This window comes from Flagellatimonas centrodinii, assembly GCF_016918765.2.
Classification (GTDB): domain Bacteria; phylum Pseudomonadota; class Gammaproteobacteria; order Nevskiales; family Nevskiaceae; genus Polycyclovorans; species Polycyclovorans centrodinii.
Genome location: NZ_CP092104.1, coordinates 267,140 through 284,720 on the forward strand (window position 1 = coordinate 267,140; position 17,581 = coordinate 284,720).

Genomic DNA, 17,581 nt, shown 5'->3' on the forward strand with positions numbered 1-17,581 from the left:
CTAGGGTGGCGTCGGCGGCCGGTGATTGAGCACCGGTTCGCCCTGCAGCCGTGCGATCAGCACGGCACCGACAGTATCGCCAAAGACGTTGACGGCGGTCCGACACATGTCGAGCACCCGGTCGACCGCGAGGATCAGCCCGACCCCTTCGAGCGGCAAGCCGATGGCGGTGAGGATGACGGCAATCGCCACCAGACTGGCGGAGGGGATGCCCGCCACCCCGATCGACGTCAGCAGGGCCAGCACCACCACCGTGAACTGGGTGACGAAGCTGAGCTCAAGACCGTACGCCTGGGCGATGAACAGGGCGGCCGCGCACTCGTAGAGGGCGGTGCCATTCATGTTCACCGTGGCCCCCAGCGGCAGCACGAAGCCGGCCACCTGGGGCGACACCCCGGCATGATTCTGCAGCCGGTCGAAGGTGACGGGCAGTGTCGCGGCTGAGCTGCTGGTGGAAAATGCAGTGAGCAGGGCCGGCAGCGTGGCCCGGTAGTGGGCACGCGGGGAAAGCCCGAAGGCCCGCAACAACAGCGGTAGCCACAGCGCGATCTGCAGCCCCAGCCCGAGTACCACGGCGAAGAAGAAGTAGGCCAAGGGCTTGAGCGCACCCCACCCGGTCTGTGCGACGGTTTCGGTCACCAGCGCGAACACGCCGAGCGGGGCCAATCTCATGATCAGGCCGGTGATGGCGATCATCACCTCGTACAGCCCCTGCCAGAACTGCTGTTGCACCGCGCCCAGCGCACCGGGCAGTCGGGCGGTGAAATAGCCGAACAGGATGGCGAAGAAGATCAGCCCCAGCATGTCGCCATTGACGGCCGCGTCGAACAGATTGGCGGGTACGATCCGCACGAAGATGTCGGCAATGTCAGAGCCGCCACGACCTTCGACCCGTTCCAGGACCGCGCCGGTCTCGGCCGACAGTCCGAGGCGCTCACCGGCCGGCTGGCCGTCGATGATGCCGGGCTGCAACAGGTTGATGATCACCAGTGCCGTCAACACCGAGACCAGGGTGGTGGCAATGAAATAGAGCGCCGTGCGCCATCCCAGCCGCCCCAGTGCATCGCCACTGCCGATCCCCAGCATGGCGCAGACCATGGCCGACACGATCAGCGGCACGATCAGCATCTTCAGTGCGTTGAGAAAGATGGTGCCGACCATGTCGCAGACACGGATAAAGGCTTCGACATCGCCCAGCAGCGCGCCCGCCAGCGCGGCGGCGCCCAGAGCGATCAGGATTTGCCAGTGAAGTTTCATGTGCCGACGATAGCAGCCGGGCAGAAAAAAGGCCGCCACCCGGATACAGGTGACGGCCTCGAACGCGGAACGCCGATCAGTTGAAAGCGTCGCTGCCGTCAGCAGGCAGTTCGTCCGGCAACCGGGTCTCGACGCCCACTTCGTCCCGCATGATGCGCTGCAGGGCGTTGAACTCGAGACCGGCGATCAGCTCGGCCAATTGTCCGCGCTGCTCGTCCAGTACCACCGGGTTGGCCTCGGGATCGTTCACGGCGGACAGCGCAACGACCGCGCGATCGCCGTTGTCGAGGGTCGCCAGTCCCAGGCTGGGGGTTGCATCATCGACCGGGCGCGGCAACCGGAACAGCACCGACAGCACCGGCGTCGGCACGCTTTCCTGATTGCGCTGCACCGGTCCGGTGGCCCGAACCGTCAGCCCCCGCTCGGCCGCGAGATCGGCCAGCGACCGCTCTCGGCTACGGGCCGAGGCCAGCAGATCGGCAGCGTCCTCGGCGGCCTTGGCCGCGGCACGCGCGCTGATCAGATCGTCGCGAACAGCGTCTTCCACTTCGGCCAGCGGCTTTTGGCGCGATGGCTCGTAGGCGGCCTTGCGGATCACCACCAGGCGGCCGTCGGCCAGGGCGATCGGCGTGCTGTTTTCGTCGTCCTGTAGCACCTCGGGCGAGAAAGCCGCCGTCATCACCTGTGGTTCGGCCGCCAGGCCCTCACCACCGGCCCGGGTGAACCAGTCGGTTTCCTGAATCTCCACCGACAGCGCGGTCGCCACGGCGTCAAGGTTGCCGGGGTTTTCGAAGGCGATCTGTTCGAGCTGCTCCTGCTGGGCCTGAAAGCGGCGGTCGCGCTCGCGATTCTGGTAGAGGGTCACCAGCGCCTCGCGCACTTCCGCATCCTCGAGGGTGCGGGTGACCTCCGGCCTGATGTCATCGGCACGAATCAGATGGAACCCGAACTCGGTTTCCACCGGCTTGCTGATCTCGCCGGTTTCGAGCGCGAACAGGGCTTCTTCAAAGCCCTCCACCATCTGCCCACGGCTGATCCAGCCAAGGTCACCGCCGGCATCGCGGCTGCCGACATCATCGGACTCGGCCTTGGCGAGCGCGTCAAAATCGGCGCCCCCGTCGAGCTGGGCTTTGAGCGCCTCCGCCTTGTTCCGGGCCTTGTCCTTGTCTTCGCCGAAGTTGATCAGGATGTGCCGGGCCTTGCGCTCGCCCGGGCTGACGAAACGGGCCTTCTCTGCGTCGTAGAGCACCTTCAGCACGTCTTCTTCGGGCGCATCGGCCAACGCCATCGCCTCGCGGTCGAGCACCACGTAGGCCAGTTTGACCCGCTCCGGGGCGCGATACTGGCCCTTGGTTTCCTCGTAGCGATCGGCAACGGCCCCGGCCTCCAGCTGCGCCCCGATTTCGGCGCGATAACGGGCGACCGGCACCTCGATATAGCTGAGCGATCGCTGCTGCTGCGCCAGCCGGAAGCTGTATTCGGCCATCTCGTCAGTGACGAATCCAGACTCGAGCACGCCGAGCCGCAGCTGCTCGATCGCCAGAGCATTGCGCAATTGGGCTTCGAATCCGTCGGGGGTGTAGCCCTGCCGTGCCAATACCTCGCGGTAGAGGTCCGACGAAAAACGCCCGTCCACCTGGAAGGTCGGAATCGTGGTGATGTAGTCGATGACCGCCGCGTCGGAAGCACGCAGCCCGCCTTTCTCGGCGTACTGACGCAGCACCGCTTCGCGGGTCATGTCATCAAGCACGCTCTGCCTGAACTGGGCCGTATCGAAGAGGTCAGCACGGAAGTTTTCGCCCAGCATGCCGCGCAGTTGCTGATACCGCTGGTCGTAGGCGGCGCGAAACTGGCCCTGGGTGATTTCGACATCACCCACTTCGGCCACCACCGGGTCGCTGGAGCCGGTACGAAACGATTCGATCCCCACAAACACGAAGGGGATGGAAATCAACCCGACGATGAACCACACCACCCAACCGGTGAGGCTGTCACGGATGGACTGCAGCATATTGTTCCCCTCTACCTACTATCCATGTACGGCGGCTGATACGAAAAGCCCGGCGGGAGCCGGGCTGTGCGTACCGTTTGGTGGGCTGCCCCAGACTCGAACTGGGAACCTACTGATTAAGAGTCACTACCTATTGCTCGAATCATCAAGCACTTAGGTCTGATCTTCTGAATATCGGGGCGCCGAAAACCCCCAATAAAATCAATGGCCCGCTTGTAGATATTGTGAAGGTTTTCAGCAGCTATCGCAATCAGAACCGCCACCCCACCCGAACCAACGCCCGGACACCCCCATGCTCGGCGGCGAGCACGTCGGCCCCGACCCTCAGTGGGCCAATGTCGCGCTCCACCCATGCCCCCGGCCGGTCATTGAACGGGTCGTAGCTGACACCGGCCGCCCAGAGCCGCGGCGGTGCCGGCAGCAAGCCGGGGAGGATCGGGGTGTCGACGGCACCCAAGATCGACGCATCGGGGCTGCTGACGACCACGCGCTGGCCACCGGCGCCGTCGCGGATCAGCGACCAGTTGATGCGCACGTCGGTGGTGCCCTCATGCGGCCGGGCGGTAGTGGCCACCCTGCGGACCTCCTGGGCGCCCTCTGGCAGCCGGTGAGGCGGCGGGGGCGGGTCAGGGTCTGGCACGCGCTCGGCGATCAGGGAGGCATCAGGCTGGCGCACGGCGGGGGCGTATCGGACCACTTCGAGCACCGGCGCGTTGGCCGCGCCCAGCGTGTAGCCCACAGTGCCGGCCAGCACCGCCACCACCAGCATCAGCACGGCCAGCAGGGTCGCCCCGAGGTCGTTCACGCCTGCCCCAGGCACATGCGGCGCTCAGCCTCCCGGCGACGGGTGAGGCCCGGCAGCGGCATCAGGACACCGCCTACCCTCGCCTTGTCCCACCGGGGGAGCTGGTTGCAGGCCCCCGCCACGTCGCCGGCCTTGAGCATCCGCGCCGCGGTGCTGGATCCGGTGTCGCAGACCAGCCGAGGGCCAAGGTTGTAGACCGCCGAGGCGAAAGCCCCCAGCTCGTGCGGCGCCAGCGGCACCGGCACGCACCGGTGAACAGTCATCACCGCCTGCCAGAATTCCTCGCCCAGCAGCTCCTCGCACTGCGCGGTGGTGTAGGTCTGGCCCAGCTCCACGCCGGCCGTGTGGCCGTAGCAAACCGTTGGCACGGCCACAGGGTCGAGGTAGGCGACATGCCGCAGCCCCTCGAACGAGCCGACCAACGCCAAGGCTGAGCCAAGACCGAGGGCCGCAATCCGTCCCTTGACGCTCATTGCAGGTCTTCCGGGTTGCGGCGGTCAGACCCACCCCGCCGATCCCTGCCACTTCGCCTCTCTCGCCGGTCGCCATGCTCGTTGCGCCAGCTCCACAGCTTGTGGCCCAGCAGGATGACCAGGTAAGCGATCGTCAGCACCGCGATGATTTGATCCGCAGTCGCCTCCGTCAGGAGCGCAACTACTGGCGGCGTGAGCTTCGCTGTTTCCGACGCTGCGCCAGAGATTTGAATTGCCATTCTTCCTCCGGCTCAATACGTCGCAGCGTCAACGAACAGCGCGTCCACCTGCTCATCGGTCAGTCCGAGGCCGGAGGCGATCAACCCCACGATGGGATTGCCGCGCTCAATCTCCGTGGCGTACTCCCATGTGTCCTGCGTGGCCTGATCGGCCTGCGCAATGGCTGATTCCACCTGTGTCCGTAGACCGGCAGCGTTCAGAGCCAGACGCGCTTGGCGGGCCGTTACAGAGGCCGGTACGATGACAACCGGGGGAGGCGTGGTGAACTGGCCATCCGCGTACAGGTCGCCAATGTTTGCCCCCTCAGCCGGGACAGCGCCAATGCTCTGCGCGAACTCTTCCGTGGCCACGATGATGTTGGCAACGCGGTCATCCTGAATCACTGCGTATTTCATGTTCGCTCCTTACCAGCTGTAGACGCGGCAACGGCCATCTCCGCCATCGCCGCCAGCGCCTGAGTTGTTGCCATTGACGTTGGCCGCGCCACCGCCACCCCCGGCGCCAAAATCACCTCCAGAACCACCAGCGCCTCCGCCGGCAGCACCGCCGCCGCCGCCGACTCGGCCACTTCCGTTGCCGCCAGCTCCGCCCGGGGTTGTGCCGCCGTTTGATGCGGTCCCGCCGGTCCCTGCGTTGGTGCCGCCGGCCCCACCGTTGTAGGAAACGTTGCTGCTGGAGATTGAACCGCCAGCACCGCCACCCGGGCCGCCAGCGAACGAGGAACCGCCGCCGCCGCCGACTGATCCGATATTCCGCGCTCCGCCCGAGCCGCCACCGAACCCGGAAGGAACTGGAGAAGTAGAGGTTGCGCCATCACCGAATTGCCCAGCATTGCCCGAACCGCCACTGGTTGGCGCACCGACAGACGACAAGACGCCGGCTCCTTTAACCCCATTCCCAGCGGTGTTCGTTCCCCCCAAACCGCCCTGCCCGCCGTAGGCGGCCAAATGCGCCCCGAAAGACGTCGTTCCCCCATCAGTGCCGGCATTGCCGTTGGTGTCGTTCGTGGTAACAGCTGCGCCGCCAGTGCCGCCCGCCCCAATCGATACGGCTTCAGTCGCCGAAAGGGCTGACGCAATCAGAAGGCGATAGGTGTAAGAGCCGCCGGATCCGCCGCCGCCGCCGGATCGGTCGGTTCCAGCCGCCCCACGTCTCCCGGAGCCACCGGCTCCACCGCCGCCCCAGCACTCAGCCAGACCAAACGTGATGCCCGCCGGCTTCGTCCAAGTGCCCGAGGACGTGAACTCTTGATAGTTCGTTGCCCCCGCAATCGTCACCGTGTCCGATGCTGGGGTGGTTGTAATGGCGATGCCGTTTCCAGCAGCCAGCGTCAGGGTGTCTTTGATTCCATCGGCGACAACATCTGATTCACCAGATACCGCCACCTTCCCGAAGGCCGGAATCGCCACACCGACAAGATGAAAGGCGGTTCCGTCGTAGGTCACCGTCAGCAGGTCGCCTGCCGCGAAATCGCCAGCAGCCACAGCCCCCTGCCGGATCGTCACGGTCTTGGCCCCCAAGCTGCTGACGTTCAGGGTCATCCCAGCACCAGCGTCGTACCCGCTGATGAACTTGAACGTCTGCCCCGCTGCGTAGGCGGTAGCCGCCGGAGTTGGCGCAATGGTTTGGGCTGTAGCTGCGCCGCCAGATGTACCGCCCCAATGCACAGCCCCGTTCTGCAGCTGGCCCACCGTTGCGGCGTCCGTCAGGGCCGCGCCATTTGCAAGTCCGGTGATCCGGTTGCCCCCCATCGGGATGCTTGCAGTTGCCGGCGATTGGCCGTCCCGCGTCATGCAATTTGATAGTCCCGCTGCGAACCCGTCGTCCTCCGCGTCCATCCTCGTATCGGTGATCGGGATGCTGTTGGCAGCATCGCTCTGCCAGTTGTGGACACGGTTGAACGTGCCCGATCCATTGAATGGCATGGGAAGCTCCGGTTGCAGCGGGGGGTGATGTGGGATAGAACTGGCGAGTGGAAATCGCACTCGCAATGGCTCTGAAGCCCCTGATCCTTTTGATCGGGCTTTTTTTCGTGAAACTATTGGCGCGGGCGATCCTTCACTTCATCCCCGAAGGGAAGGTGAAGCAGGTACTACTGCGTTGACAGCGCTCCGGCCGACCCGGCAAGCGCCGGGGCCTGGCCAAGCAGCCCACGCGCCAACGACTGCGGGTTCGCAGGATTGGGGCGCATCGGGATCTGAATGCTCTGCGGGTTCACCAAAGCGTCGGCCAAGCGCCGTTGCATCTGTTGCTCGGCACCGAACAGGCCATAGGCCTTCGATATCGGCGTGACCAGCCGCTGCATTGCATTGGCTTCGGTGAACGATTCAGGGAGCCCAAGCGGGCCAAGTGCCTGTCGGATGACGTTTTGCGACACAAGGTTCTGACCGGTGTTGCTGCCGGGGCCCCGCCCAAGATCATCAGCGTTGGCCTTCCGTGAAAGGTCGCGCAGTACATTTTCAACCAGATGGTACTGATCGTCGGTCAATACGTCCTTGAGGTCCTTGCGCATGCCGGTGGACTTCTTGACGGTCTGGGAGGCGTTGCGAACAGCCCTGGCGAGGGTGGCTGCTGTCTCCTTGCCGAGCGCGCCGTAGTTGGTCAGTTCCGGGGCAAGCGCCTCATAGAGCGTCTGCCCGACCTGCATTTGGTTGATTGGCTTGCTCAGCTCGGCGAACTGCTTCTGCGCCTCCATGTACTCGGGGATGTTGTTTTCCATCCATCCGCGCAGTTCCGACTGGGTTTTCAGCAGCAGGCGCTGCTCCTTCTTACCGGCGGCCCCGATGGCATCGGACAACGCTTGGTCGATGTACTGCAACTGACGACCAGTGAAAACGCCCTCGTCAATCGTTTCCCCCGCTTCCTGCATGAAGCGGTTGGCCTCGCCCATCGCCTTCTGCACACTGGGGCGCGACATCAACTTGCCGAGCACCTCATCGGGCTGCACAACGGTTTCGGCCGCGGCTTCGTAGAGGGGGGAGGCGACCGAAGACCTGGCGGCCTTGGCCGCGGCGAGCGCCTCATCATCACCGGCCAAGCCTTGCAGGGCCATTCGCCGTGCACCAGCGTTCTGCATCAGTCGCTCATTGATGACCGACCCCATTTCGGGGTTATTTGCCATAGCCCGTTGCAGCGTGCTGATTCCGGGGTCGCTGGCGACCTCAGCGAGTGTCGGCAGGCTCCCGGGCACCAACTCATCGGAATTCGTGCGGAGTGCCTGCGCCAGCTTTTGCGGATCAGAGGCGAACTTCTCGATCAGCCGACCGACGATGCGCTCCTGTCCAGACTCCGTGAGAGGCTGGGCCAAGGCCCCGGCCATGCCAACTCCACCTGACAACAATCGCCCGGCGAGCTCCCCGCCCGCTCCACCAACTGCGCCAAGAGCCATGTTGGACGTCCGGCTTTCATCAGATGCGGTTGCCGGCACCGCCCCGAGAGCCGCGCCCTGTGCCGCTGCGCCCTTGTAGCTGTTTGGTACCGTCAAGGCTCGCGCCAGCTGAGCCCCCTTGGCCGAATTGACTGCCTTGGCTCCAGCGCCAACAGCGCCCCCCGGGAGAAGGGCAGTAGACAGCAGGCCACCGGCATAGCCAAGTTGCCCCGCCCCCGAATCCATCACCGGGGCGGACAAGCGCTTTTCTTCGTCGATGACGCCCTGCAACCGCTCGCGTCGCTCGGACATATCAACCCCCGGGATCTTGTCGACAGCGCCAAGTCCCAGTTGTTTGAGGCCGCGTCCGGAGTCAACGAACGCCTTCCCAGCGCCGATGAGTGCACGCATTCCGGCCCCCGGCACTTCTGGCGCCTGGGCTTCATTGGGCTGCCGAGCCCGATAAAGCTGCTCAGCCTGCTGGATAACGACCTCAGGCGCCGCGCCGGCCGGCCCCTCTATGATCAGCGTGCTGCCGTCCGGGGCCTGAACGCGATAGGTCGCCATCATTCCACTCCGATGATGCGGAACCCGCCTTGGGCCTGACCAGCAGGGGCCCCGCCCGCACGGCGCATGGCGCGCTCCTTGCCGATCGACACGACCGCCTTCAGTTCATTGAGCGCTTCACGAACAGCCTCGTCAGACTGCGCAGTGTTGAGTCGAGCGACCGCCTCAGTAGCCTTGCGACCTTCCACTTCGGTGATCTGACCGCCGCCCTTCAAGCTCTCAAACGCTTCGAGGAACGCTTGCCCGCCGATCTGATCAAGCAGCGCCCGGGCATCCGCAGCCTTTCCGCCAGGCATGTAGGCACGCGGATCGACACGACCACTCAATCCGGTGATCAGTTCGAGCCCTGGCGCCGCCAGCGCCTTGTCGATGACGCTGATAGCGTAGTCTGCCTTGTTGATCGACTCGGGAGCCTGCACCTGAGCCGCCCCCTGCTGCTTGCCGATCTCACCGGCCCGGGCCTTGGCGCCAGCCACGTCCGCCTGCAACTCCGGGTTGTACTGAGGCGGCATGAGGGCTTCGCCACCGCTCTGCAATGGCTCCATCTGGCCGGTGCGGTTGTTGAACCGCATGATTCCCTGATCGGTCTGGAAGGTTGTGAAGTAGCTGTTCTCCGGTCGCTGAGGCGACTCGTACAGGGGCTGGAACGTTTCAGGATCGAGCAGCGCGCCCCCGACCGAGATCGGCTTCTTCTGCTCCGGCTTCTGCACCACAGCAATCGTTCCGTCCGGCTTCATCTGATAGACGCCGCCATCGGCCAAACCCATCGCCTTGGCGTCATCGGCAGAAAGCGTCTGCGCCCGCTCCTGAGGCCCCTCAAGCAGCTTCGCCAACTGCGCCTGCTGCATCGAATCGCTGAGGAAGGGGGATGATGCCGCCATGGACCGCGCGCCCTCCACGTCGCCGGTGCTTTGCAGCTTCAGTATCTCGGCGACACGCTTGCGCTGATCATCAGCCTTGCCTTGGTACTCTTCGCTGACCTTCTTGCCCATGTAGGCGCCGCCGATCTGCTGCAACGCCTTCGCAAGCCCGGCGAGCGGGGTTCGCGTGTTGGAGTAGTCCACTTGCTGCGCTTGGGCGGCAATGAGCTGGCGAGGGTCGCGCAGGTACTCGGCCAGGATCTGGGGGGGCATGTTAGGCATTCAGGGCCTCCACTTTCTCGTTCAGTTCCTGCATGCCCTTGAGGATCACGCCGAACATGCTCACCAGGCTGATGGTTCCGCCGTCGCCACCGAACAGTTCCGCCCACTGGTCGGCATAGGGGCCGATGTGGCGTTGACCGCCAAGACCGGTTTCCGGCTTGTAGCGCCACGTCTCGATCTTGAGGTCGGCGAGCCGGTCCAGAACCTTGGGTGCGGGGCGGCCTTCCTGCTTCTTGTCGGGTGACGACATGATGGCGGCAGCGCCCAGCGCACCCCCCAGCCCAAACAGGCTGCTCATGGTGTTCTGCTGATTGGCCTGCGACTGGTTGTAGGCGTTCAACTGACCGGCATACTGCTGGTTGAAGGCGCCCTGAATGTCTGCCGGGTTCACCTGTGCAGCGCCGGGGGCCAAGCCTTGCGGGGCCTGCCCACCCACGCCGAAGCCGAACAAGGCCTGCGCCTCCTGCAACGGCAACTGCCGCTGCAGCATCTGCTCCTGCAATGCAGCCTGCCGTGCGGCGTTGGTCAGGTTCGCGTTGGTAACGCCCTGCTGGAACTGTTGTCCCTGCGCGGTGTTGGCGAACTGTGCGGCGGCTTGGTTCTGGGCGAATTCCTGAGCCTGCGCTGCATTCGCAAATTGCCCGGACGCCATCGCCTGCTGGAACAGATCGTTCTGAACCTGATTGAACAAGGCCGCGTTCTGCTGGCCCTGACCGAAAGCCTGGTTCTGCCCCTGATTCGCAAACTGGGCAGCCCCAAGGTTTTGGTTGTACTGCTGGCCAGCTGCGTTATTGCCGAACTGCGCAGCGGATTGGTTCTGGTTGAACTGCTGCCCTGCGCTTTGGTTCTGAAACTGGCCGGCCGCGAGGTCTTGTCCGAACTGCTGCCCAGCAGCCTGATTCTGGAATTGAGCGCGGGCTTGGTTCTGGTTGAACTGTTGACCCTGCGCCTGCAGCCCGAGTTGGTTCTGCGCGATCTGCGATTGGAGATCCAGCCCCTGCCCAGAAAGGCCCTGCTGGAACCCTTGATTCTGCGCAGAGTTGGCGAACCCGCCGAGGGCCAGATTCTGGTCCAGGGTCTGCTGCGCAGCCGCGTTCTGGGCCTGAAGCTGGGCCTGATTCTGGCCAAACTGCTGGGCCTGGGCCTGATTCGAAAACTGTGCCTGCGCTTGGTTCTGCCCGAAGTTCTGAGCCAGCGCTTGGTTGTTGAGCTGTGTGCCAGTGACGTTCTGCCCGAATTGCTGGTTCTGCGCAGCATTCTGGGCCTGTAGTTGGGCTGCGTTCTGACCGAACTGTTGGTTCTGTGCTTGGTTGGCAAACTGCCCAGCAGCCAATTCCTGCTGCAAACGCTGCGCTTCCGCACTGTTGCCGAACTGCCCAGAGGCCAGCGCCTGGTTGTAGGCCTGCTGCTGTGCCTGATTGGCAAACTGCCCCTGAGTCGTTCCCTCGCCGAACAACTGCCCGCGTGCTGCAGAGGTCAGGCCGAACAGGCGGGACTGCTCGCCGCCGCCCTGTAGTATCGATTCTGTCGTGGCTTCCCGGTACGCATTTTCCTTGGACCGGTTGAACTGGTCCATCTCACGCTGCCAAGCTTCCGAACCCTGAGCAATGCCTTGGTTAGCAAGGCGTGTCATCAGCGAGCGTTCCTCGTCGCCGAAGCGCTGATTCAGCTGGGTGTTGTAGCGCTCCTGCAGCGCCTGTTCGACGCGGCCACGATCTGCGCTGAAATCCTGTGTCAGCTCCGGGAGCTGGTTGAACTGCAGCTGCGCCTGAATCTGCCCGGTGTCGCCTAGCTGGTTCTGGATGCCTTGGTTGGCGTTGACGCCGGTCTGGATATTCCCAGCATCGGCAATCTGGTTGCCGATCTGCCCCGCGTTAGCGATCTGTCCGGAGGCTTGGCCGGGACTTTGGAACGAGGTTTGCACATTCCCAGCATCAGCAATCTGCGAGCCGATAGGACCCCCGCCCTGCACGTTGTTCTGGATCGAGCCCGCGTTGATTCCCTGACTCCCGGCGGTCACCAACGGCGCGCCGACCTGCGATGATTCAAAGGTGCTCTGCAGCTGCTGCTGCTGCGGCAACTGCGATTGCAGGGAAGGCCCAGCGTCGAACGTCGACTGAACAGGGCTGCCCTGATTGAACTGCGTCTGGGCCCCGCCCGCATCAACGCCGGTGACTCGCTGCTGAGAACCCTGAACGCCGCCTTGAATCTGTCCCGCCGGCTCAATCTGACCGTAGATATCACCACCCTGAACACTGGTGGCCATCGCCGGCAGATTCTGGAAGTTGAGCGGCTGGGACATCGCCGACTGGGCATTGCCGAGCGCGCCGAGGCCCATCTGCTGCGTCGTGTCCAGTGCCGCTTGCAGGTTCGGATTCAGCGTTTGGGTCTGAGTCCACACATCACCGTCAGCGGTGTAGTTGGTTGACCCATACGGGTTCACCTGGTTGACGCGGTTGATATTGGCGTTGAGCCGGGCCGCGTCTGCATTTGCAGCGCTCTGGGCCCCGGCTACAACGTATGGGTCTGGTGCTTGTGGTGCGCTGCCGCCGCCTTTACTTCCCATTGATCCACCTGCATTCGTTTTTGAGCATCCCGTAGATGCAGAGGTCGGCCCCAGTGAAATGGGCCTGACGCGCCACACCCTCCAAGCGGAATCCAACTCCGCTCACCACACGTCTGGATGCCCGGTTCCGCTTGGAAACGAGCGCAGTCACGCGCCTGCAATTCAGTTGTTCGAACGGATAGGCAAAGCACGCCCGCAGGGTCCGTCTCGTGAGGAACCCTGTTTCGCCAGCCGTTGAGATATCGAGGTCGTAGCCTCGGAAGTTGTTGTAGAGAAACCCGCCCACAAGGCGGCCATCCTTCATCACACCAATGGTGGTGAAGGCGCCCCATTCAGCAATGCCGATTCGCTCTGTAAGTAGCGCTGCAACCGCGTCGTCTGCGCCGCAAACAACGCTATAGGACACCGCCCGCCTCGTAGAGATAGTCGATCGACACCAGACTGATGGCCTGTCCGTTCTTCGCGACCCTGATGCGAAGGCTCGCCGAGTAGCCAATCTCCGAAACGGTGATCCAGTCCTTGAACACAGTGTTCGAAGCGGACCAGAACGAGGTATTCCATGGCGCGACATTCCACTGCGCCAGTTGAGCTGGGGCACTGGATGGCGTGCTGTTGGGGGACGTCAGCTCCCAATCCACATTGAGCCGGTAGCTAGGCGAAAACGGACCTGAACTGAAGAACACCGGCCGGGACATCGTCCACCGCTTCTGACCGGCGCCGGCCATGTACTGAAATGCCGGGAGAACATCAGCGATGATCTGCTCCCCATCGTCTGTGGTGTCCGCGTCGGCGAGACACACCACACCGTTGGCACCGAAGTACAGATTTTCATCTGACAGCGCCCAGCACCGCGCCGGCTGGTTCTTGAATCGACACCACGCCGAGGTTGTGGTGTTGAACACGTATTGATCTGCAAACGCCGTGCCCATGTTGGGCACGTTGAACAAGCCGTACCCGCCTCGCGGGTAGAGGATGCAGTCCCATCCGAACTGGCTGCCGGTCTCCCGAGCAGCCGACTCGAACGACGGAGCGATCTTGTCGGATATGGCGATTCGAGGGCTGGTGCGCCCCGTGATCAGCGCCTTAGAAAGCGGGTAAACGCCTTCCTCCGTCAGTATCAGCAGATCGCCGCCGTACTCCATGAAGCACCGCCGGCCGATCGGTCGCGCCGATCGATACACCCCAACCAACGACCAGGTCGATGCGCTGCCCGGGTCTGTGCCGGTGTAGACGATGACCTCGCCGTTGCTGGTCAGGAACACCGCGTAGTCGTCAGGGCCTTGGCCCCCATCAAGCGACCAGGTTGCCATTGCGACGAGGTAGCCGCCGCGCCGGGCAATGCTGTCCAACTCGAACTCTGATGCAACGCCTTGAATCGCGAGTGGCGCCAGGTACCAGAACGACAGTGAATCGGCCTGAGTGAAGAACAGACGAGACTTGTAGGCGTTGACATGAATCAACGTGTCCCCGATGTCGGTCGGGTTCGAGTCCGTGATGGCCAGCGTTGACCAGCTGGAACCGTTGTAATACTGAGGAACGTCCTCGCCGTTCACGGCGATCAGGAAGTTGCCTCCAGCCGTCCCGAAATTGACGTGCTGGAAGCGGCTATTGCTGAGGCTCGATACCTCGGCTGAACCGACTGCGCCCGCCGTCGTTACGTCGTAGATCCCACCGTCCGAGACAGCGAACAGCTCGGAGGCGGTGGGTGAGTTGTAGGGTAGCAGCGACTCAACAGCAGCGGGCAGCCCGGTCGCGTGCTCCACCCAGCCGCCCCTGACTTCGATCTGGTTCGGGGTCGGAAACCAGTTGTCCAGAACCACCGCATCCAGCTTGTCCATCTGGGCAAGGCTGTCGCGGCTATTCCATCCGCCCACCGGCGCAGGGGTGGACTGCGTGCGCGCTACCGCCGCCCCAGACCTCGCTCCACGGGCGGCGCGTCTCACCCGCGCTGCATCCGATTCAGCAGGGGATGCCTGCCGGCGAGCGCTGCTTGCTGAGACTCCTGCGCAGCTGCCTGCTGCATCGGCGCAAGCTGACTGGTAGGCAGGTTCCGCCCATTCCGAACGTTGGCGTCACCGCCCATCATCTGCTGATAGGCCAAGCGCGCTACGTCATTCGCCCCCCCGCCGAACTGATCAATGGGCTGCCCCATCCAGTTGCCATACTCGCTGCGGCCGCTCATTGGCTGCATGCCCTGAGGCTGCTGCTGCGGCATCGCCGGCTGAATTGGAGCACCAGGCTGCGCCTGCGCGGCCTGGAAGGTATTTAGTTGTGCCGGTTTGAGCATCCGGGCCAGATCTTTCGGGGCGTATGCGTTCACAGGTTCCAACTCCCTTCTGGGACGTAAGCGGACGGCAGACGGCCATTCAAGGGATCAGCGCTGTACAACGTGCTCTTCCCGCCATCTCGGCCGATGTAGTCCATGACGCTGCGCTCGTAGCTGCTGAACTCTTCGGCGTAGTCCATGCCTCTGGCGCGCTTGAAACGCCACACAACACCCATGGTGATGAGGGCGTCAGGCAGTAGCGACGTGTCGGTATCCACCGTCCACGTGGCCTTGGCGGTCGTTCCATCAGTCGCCAGCACCGGGAATCGGCTGTAATACTCGGCGGCCACCGTCTGGCCAGCCGGCGGCGCAGGGATGAACAGCAGTTCATTGCCGCGAATTCGGAACGACTGGTACGGGCCAGACGTGTTCGCGGCCTTCAGCAACTGCCAGTCCTGCGACGACAGCGCCCCGGGGATTGGCCGGTCCAATGTGCGATCCCACATGCTCCCGTTCACCAAGGCCTTGTAGCCAGGGAACAGCGTCGTGACGTCGCCCTGCAGTTCTGCCGCAACCGTCGTGAATGTTCCTTCAAGCGTCAACCGCTGCCAGCGGAAACGGTTGCTGAGATCGGCCGACTCTCGTTTGGCGACGGCCAGCAGACTCCGGACCTGCGTGTCCGTGGACCCAACAACGATCTGAGGGACAGCAATACCAATCTCGGCCGCTGCCTGCTGAACAATCTCAAGCAGGGTCACGGCTCTCTACCTTTGCAGGCCGGCCGCGCTTCTTGGGCGCCTCAAGCGCCTTCATCCGCTCGTTCAGGGACATGACCAGCTCTTCCATGTCCTTGTTACGCTCTTTCAACTCGGCGTTCTCAGCCTCAAGGGCGACGATCCGTTCAGCACCGATCCCGATGCTCGACGCAGCTTGCAGCCACGCAATTGCCTTGTGCTTGAGATTGCGCCCACCCATGCCGAGCCGCCGCAGGGCATTCTCATCAGCGTCTGCCACTGATTCAACGCTGAGCAGGTTGTTGGCGCGGCAGACCTCAATCTGGGCCGGCGTGATACCTGGCCACTCCGAAAGCGGGGTGCCTACGATGGTTGCTTCCCCCCGCTCCTTCCACAGTGCGTAGGCGTCAATCCACGCCTGCTTTCCTTCCTTCCGCCACTGATCTAGCCGCTTCGGGCTGATGCGGTACTCCACAACGTTGAGCACGCTGCCCGCTGCGCTCACAACGGCGTAGTCCACGTCCTTGTAAGCGATGTGGCCCTTCTCGATTGTGGCATTGCGGTCTTCTTCAGCCCGCCGTTCAAACACGACAACTGCGCTCATGGTGCCTCCTGGAAAGGGGGAGGGTTTCCCCTCCCCCAAATCGGTTACGCCTGGATCGTTGCGCCAATGCGGGGCCACTGCAGGAATGCAGCGGCGGCATTCGACGCCTCAGCAGCAGTGGTCACAATCCCTTCGACCAGTTCAGCCCCGGCGGTCGCATCATCATCGAGGCGGCCGGCAGTTCCGGTGGTGTTGAGGATCGTTGCCACCGCCGCGCCCGTGGCGACGTTCAGGTTGGTCACTGCGCCGAAGCGTTTGACCCACCCGTATTCGCTGGCAGGAAAGGCCACCGTGGCCACCCCAACCGGGAACCCCTGGCCAGCAGCCGCGGCCGACGTGGTCGTGGTCGCCTGATCACCGACGTAGGTGCTGGGGTTGAGGATCACCGCGTCACCCGCGGCCCACCCAGTGGCGTCAGCCTGCACGTACTGGTACCAATCGCCGTTGAAGTCCTGCGCCACCGTGCCCAGCTTGAACTCGGACGCGGCAGTGGTGACAGTCGGCTCGAAGCCTGAAATGAAGCTCATGGGTTCTCTCCTTACGTGCCGTTGTCCAGCAGAACGCCCTGCAGGCTGCGATTCGAGCAGCACAGGTTCCCCTGCCAGATGATGGGAATGACCACCGCGTCCTGATTGACCGAGGTCTTTTCGGCAACTTCCGTGAAGTTGGCATCGCGATGCGAGACGAACTTCAGGTAGTCGGTGTTCAGGAAGTACATGTGGGCGTCAGGGATCCCCCCGCCCTTCGACCCTCCATCGAACACCACGTCGGCCGTCTTGTACTTCAGCGACACAAAGCCACTGGAGGCCATTTGCTCGTCGCCGTAGCGCTGGTTGTCCTGCAGCGACTCCTCGTAGAAGATGAAGTAGTCGTTGCTGGAAACGATCAGATCTGGCTTGTCGTTGCCGCGCACCAACTCGATGTAGAGCGCATTCATCAGGCTCTTGATCGTGGACTTGCTCGGGGTGATCGCGCCGCCACCCTGAAGCGGGGCGTTGGCGTCCTGCACAACGTTCTTCCACCACGTCTGTGTGGCGCTGTTGATCCCGCCAACCACGCCGCCGCCGTTGTCCGCCACCAGCAGCTGCAGGCCACCCACCTGGTTGGCAGCAGAGCCGTCCGAGTAGATGTCCTGGCTCATGTTGTTGGACATCGTCTTCATAGCCACATTCAGCCGCGACTTGACGAGATCCAGCATGGCGTTCTTGCCGTTGTTCTGGCGCAGTTCGAGGCCGGATGCAGTGACGTTCACCGCAGCCTGGCGCCAGTCGTACTTCGCGGCCGTCAGCACATCCGATGCCTGAATGTTCAGGGTGTCGTAGCCGGAGTACCGCTGATAGGTGGCGTTTTCGGCGTATTCGAGCGGGTACACAATCTCGTAACCGCCGTCGATGGTCTTCATCTTCCCGCGCTTCTTCAAACGCGACAGAAGGGCGTTGTTGTTGGCCATGTTGTCGGACCAGGTCTTGATCCGCTCACGGCGAGTCGTGGTAACGATCTCCGTGAATACCGCACTGGGGAGTGCCATTGTTGAGTCTCCAAAAAGGGG

Annotated in this window: 17 protein-coding genes; all 17 read right to left on the reverse strand. The window is 63.5% G+C overall.

All coding sequences use genetic code 11. The features are described 5' to 3' along the window. On the reverse strand, nucleotides 1–1,257 hold the full coding sequence (locus tag JN531_RS01285) for a dicarboxylate/amino acid:cation symporter (RefSeq protein WP_228347047.1): 1,257 nt from the start codon (nucleotides 1,255–1,257) through the stop codon (nucleotides 1–3). A 76-nt stretch (nucleotides 1,258–1,333) separates the two neighbouring features. Then, nucleotides 1,334–3,268 carry a SurA N-terminal domain-containing protein gene (locus JN531_RS01290; RefSeq protein WP_228347048.1) on the reverse strand — a complete coding sequence of 645 codons (1,935 nt, stop codon included), beginning with the start codon at nucleotides 3,266–3,268 and terminating at the stop codon, nucleotides 1,334–1,336. A 250-nt stretch (nucleotides 3,269–3,518) separates the two neighbouring features. Then, nucleotides 3,519–4,073: a hypothetical protein gene (locus tag JN531_RS01295; protein ID WP_228347049.1), complete on the reverse strand. Its 555-nt coding sequence runs from the start codon at nucleotides 4,071–4,073 to the stop codon at nucleotides 3,519–3,521. After that, complete coding sequence (locus tag JN531_RS01300) at nucleotides 4,070–4,546, reverse strand: lysozyme (RefSeq protein ID WP_228347050.1); 477 nt, start codon at nucleotides 4,544–4,546, stop codon at nucleotides 4,070–4,072. Before JN531_RS01300 ends, JN531_RS01295 begins: the two co-directional genes overlap by 4 nt. Next, nucleotides 4,543–4,785: a hypothetical protein gene (locus tag JN531_RS01305; RefSeq protein ID WP_228347051.1), complete on the reverse strand. Its 243-nt coding sequence runs from the start codon at nucleotides 4,783–4,785 to the stop codon at nucleotides 4,543–4,545. Before JN531_RS01305 ends, JN531_RS01300 begins: the two co-directional genes overlap by 4 nt. A gap of 12 nt (nucleotides 4,786–4,797) precedes the next feature. After that, a complete protein-coding gene (locus tag JN531_RS01310) occupies nucleotides 4,798–5,181 on the reverse strand; it encodes a hypothetical protein (protein WP_228347052.1) in 384 nt (127 codons plus the stop codon). A 9-nt stretch (nucleotides 5,182–5,190) separates the two neighbouring features. Next, a complete protein-coding gene (locus JN531_RS01315; protein WP_228347053.1) occupies nucleotides 5,191–6,711 on the reverse strand; it encodes a hypothetical protein in 1,521 nt (506 codons plus the stop codon). A gap of 167 nt (nucleotides 6,712–6,878) precedes the next feature. Continuing rightward, on the reverse strand, nucleotides 6,879–8,723 hold the full coding sequence (locus tag JN531_RS01320) for a hypothetical protein (RefSeq protein WP_239795328.1): 1,845 nt from the start codon (nucleotides 8,721–8,723) through the stop codon (nucleotides 6,879–6,881). After that, the gene (locus JN531_RS01325; RefSeq protein WP_228347055.1) at nucleotides 8,720–9,784 is read right to left on the reverse strand and encodes a hypothetical protein; all 1,065 of its coding nucleotides are present in this window, start codon (nucleotides 9,782–9,784) and stop codon (nucleotides 8,720–8,722) included. The genes JN531_RS01320 and JN531_RS01325 overlap by 4 nt, the downstream gene beginning before the upstream one ends. 70 nt (nucleotides 9,785–9,854) lie before the next feature. Next, the gene (locus JN531_RS01330) at nucleotides 9,855–12,428 is read right to left on the reverse strand and encodes a tail fiber domain-containing protein (protein ID WP_239795329.1); all 2,574 of its coding nucleotides are present in this window, start codon (nucleotides 12,426–12,428) and stop codon (nucleotides 9,855–9,857) included. Further along, nucleotides 12,418–12,834, reverse strand: coding sequence for a GNAT family N-acetyltransferase (locus tag JN531_RS01335; protein ID WP_228347057.1), 417 nt, complete (start codon nucleotides 12,832–12,834; stop codon nucleotides 12,418–12,420). The genes JN531_RS01330 and JN531_RS01335 overlap by 11 nt, the downstream gene beginning before the upstream one ends. Further along, nucleotides 12,824–14,266 carry a hypothetical protein gene (locus tag JN531_RS01340; protein ID WP_228347058.1) on the reverse strand — a complete coding sequence of 481 codons (1,443 nt, stop codon included), beginning with the start codon at nucleotides 14,264–14,266 and terminating at the stop codon, nucleotides 12,824–12,826. Before JN531_RS01340 ends, JN531_RS01335 begins: the two co-directional genes overlap by 11 nt. A gap of 101 nt (nucleotides 14,267–14,367) precedes the next feature. Then, a complete protein-coding gene (locus JN531_RS01345; RefSeq protein ID WP_228347059.1) occupies nucleotides 14,368–14,748 on the reverse strand; it encodes a hypothetical protein in 381 nt (126 codons plus the stop codon). After that, complete coding sequence (locus JN531_RS01350; RefSeq protein WP_228347060.1) at nucleotides 14,745–15,452, reverse strand: phage adaptor protein; 708 nt, start codon at nucleotides 15,450–15,452, stop codon at nucleotides 14,745–14,747. Before JN531_RS01350 ends, JN531_RS01345 begins: the two co-directional genes overlap by 4 nt. Then, a complete protein-coding gene (locus JN531_RS01355) occupies nucleotides 15,439–16,032 on the reverse strand; it encodes a hypothetical protein (protein WP_228347061.1) in 594 nt (197 codons plus the stop codon). Before JN531_RS01355 ends, JN531_RS01350 begins: the two co-directional genes overlap by 14 nt. A 44-nt stretch (nucleotides 16,033–16,076) precedes the next feature. Beyond that, nucleotides 16,077–16,559, reverse strand: coding sequence for a hypothetical protein (locus JN531_RS01360; protein ID WP_228347062.1), 483 nt, complete (start codon nucleotides 16,557–16,559; stop codon nucleotides 16,077–16,079). Between the two features lie 11 nt (nucleotides 16,560–16,570). Next, nucleotides 16,571–17,560, reverse strand: coding sequence for a phage major capsid protein (locus JN531_RS01365; protein ID WP_228347063.1), 990 nt, complete (start codon nucleotides 17,558–17,560; stop codon nucleotides 16,571–16,573). Nucleotides 17,561–17,581 lie beyond the last annotated feature (21 nt).

What these genes read in the sequence shown, in the direction of transcription:
- JN531_RS01285 (WP_228347047.1), bottom strand. Translation starts at nt 1,257, where the DNA reads ATGAAACTTCACTGGCAAATCCTGATCGCTCTGGGCGCCGCCGCGCTG.
- JN531_RS01290 (WP_228347048.1), bottom strand. Translation starts at nt 3,268, where the DNA reads ATGCTGCAGTCCATCCGTGACAGCCTCACCGGTTGGGTGGTGTGGTTC.
- JN531_RS01300 (WP_228347050.1), bottom strand. Translation starts at nt 4,546, where the DNA reads ATGAGCGTCAAGGGACGGATTGCGGCCCTCGGTCTTGGCTCAGCCTTG.
- JN531_RS01305 (WP_228347051.1), bottom strand. Translation starts at nt 4,785, where the DNA reads ATGGCAATTCAAATCTCTGGCGCAGCGTCGGAAACAGCGAAGCTCACG.
- JN531_RS01310 (WP_228347052.1), bottom strand. Translation starts at nt 5,181, where the DNA reads ATGAAATACGCAGTGATTCAGGATGACCGCGTTGCCAACATCATCGTG.
- JN531_RS01315 (WP_228347053.1), bottom strand. Translation starts at nt 6,711, where the DNA reads ATGCCATTCAATGGATCGGGCACGTTCAACCGTGTCCACAACTGGCAG.
- JN531_RS01320 (WP_239795328.1), bottom strand. Translation starts at nt 8,723, where the DNA reads ATGATGGCGACCTATCGCGTTCAGGCCCCGGACGGCAGCACGCTGATC.
- JN531_RS01330 (WP_239795329.1), bottom strand. Translation starts at nt 12,428, where the DNA reads ATGGGAAGTAAAGGCGGCGGCAGCGCACCACAAGCACCAGACCCATAC.
- JN531_RS01340 (WP_228347058.1), bottom strand. Translation starts at nt 14,266, where the DNA reads ATGGACAAGCTGGATGCGGTGGTTCTGGACAACTGGTTTCCGACCCCG.
- JN531_RS01355 (WP_228347061.1), bottom strand. Translation starts at nt 16,032, where the DNA reads ATGAGCGCAGTTGTCGTGTTTGAACGGCGGGCTGAAGAAGACCGCAAT.
- JN531_RS01360 (WP_228347062.1), bottom strand. Translation starts at nt 16,559, where the DNA reads ATGAGCTTCATTTCAGGCTTCGAGCCGACTGTCACCACTGCCGCGTCC.
- JN531_RS01365 (WP_228347063.1), bottom strand. Translation starts at nt 17,560, where the DNA reads ATGGCACTCCCCAGTGCGGTATTCACGGAGATCGTTACCACGACTCGC.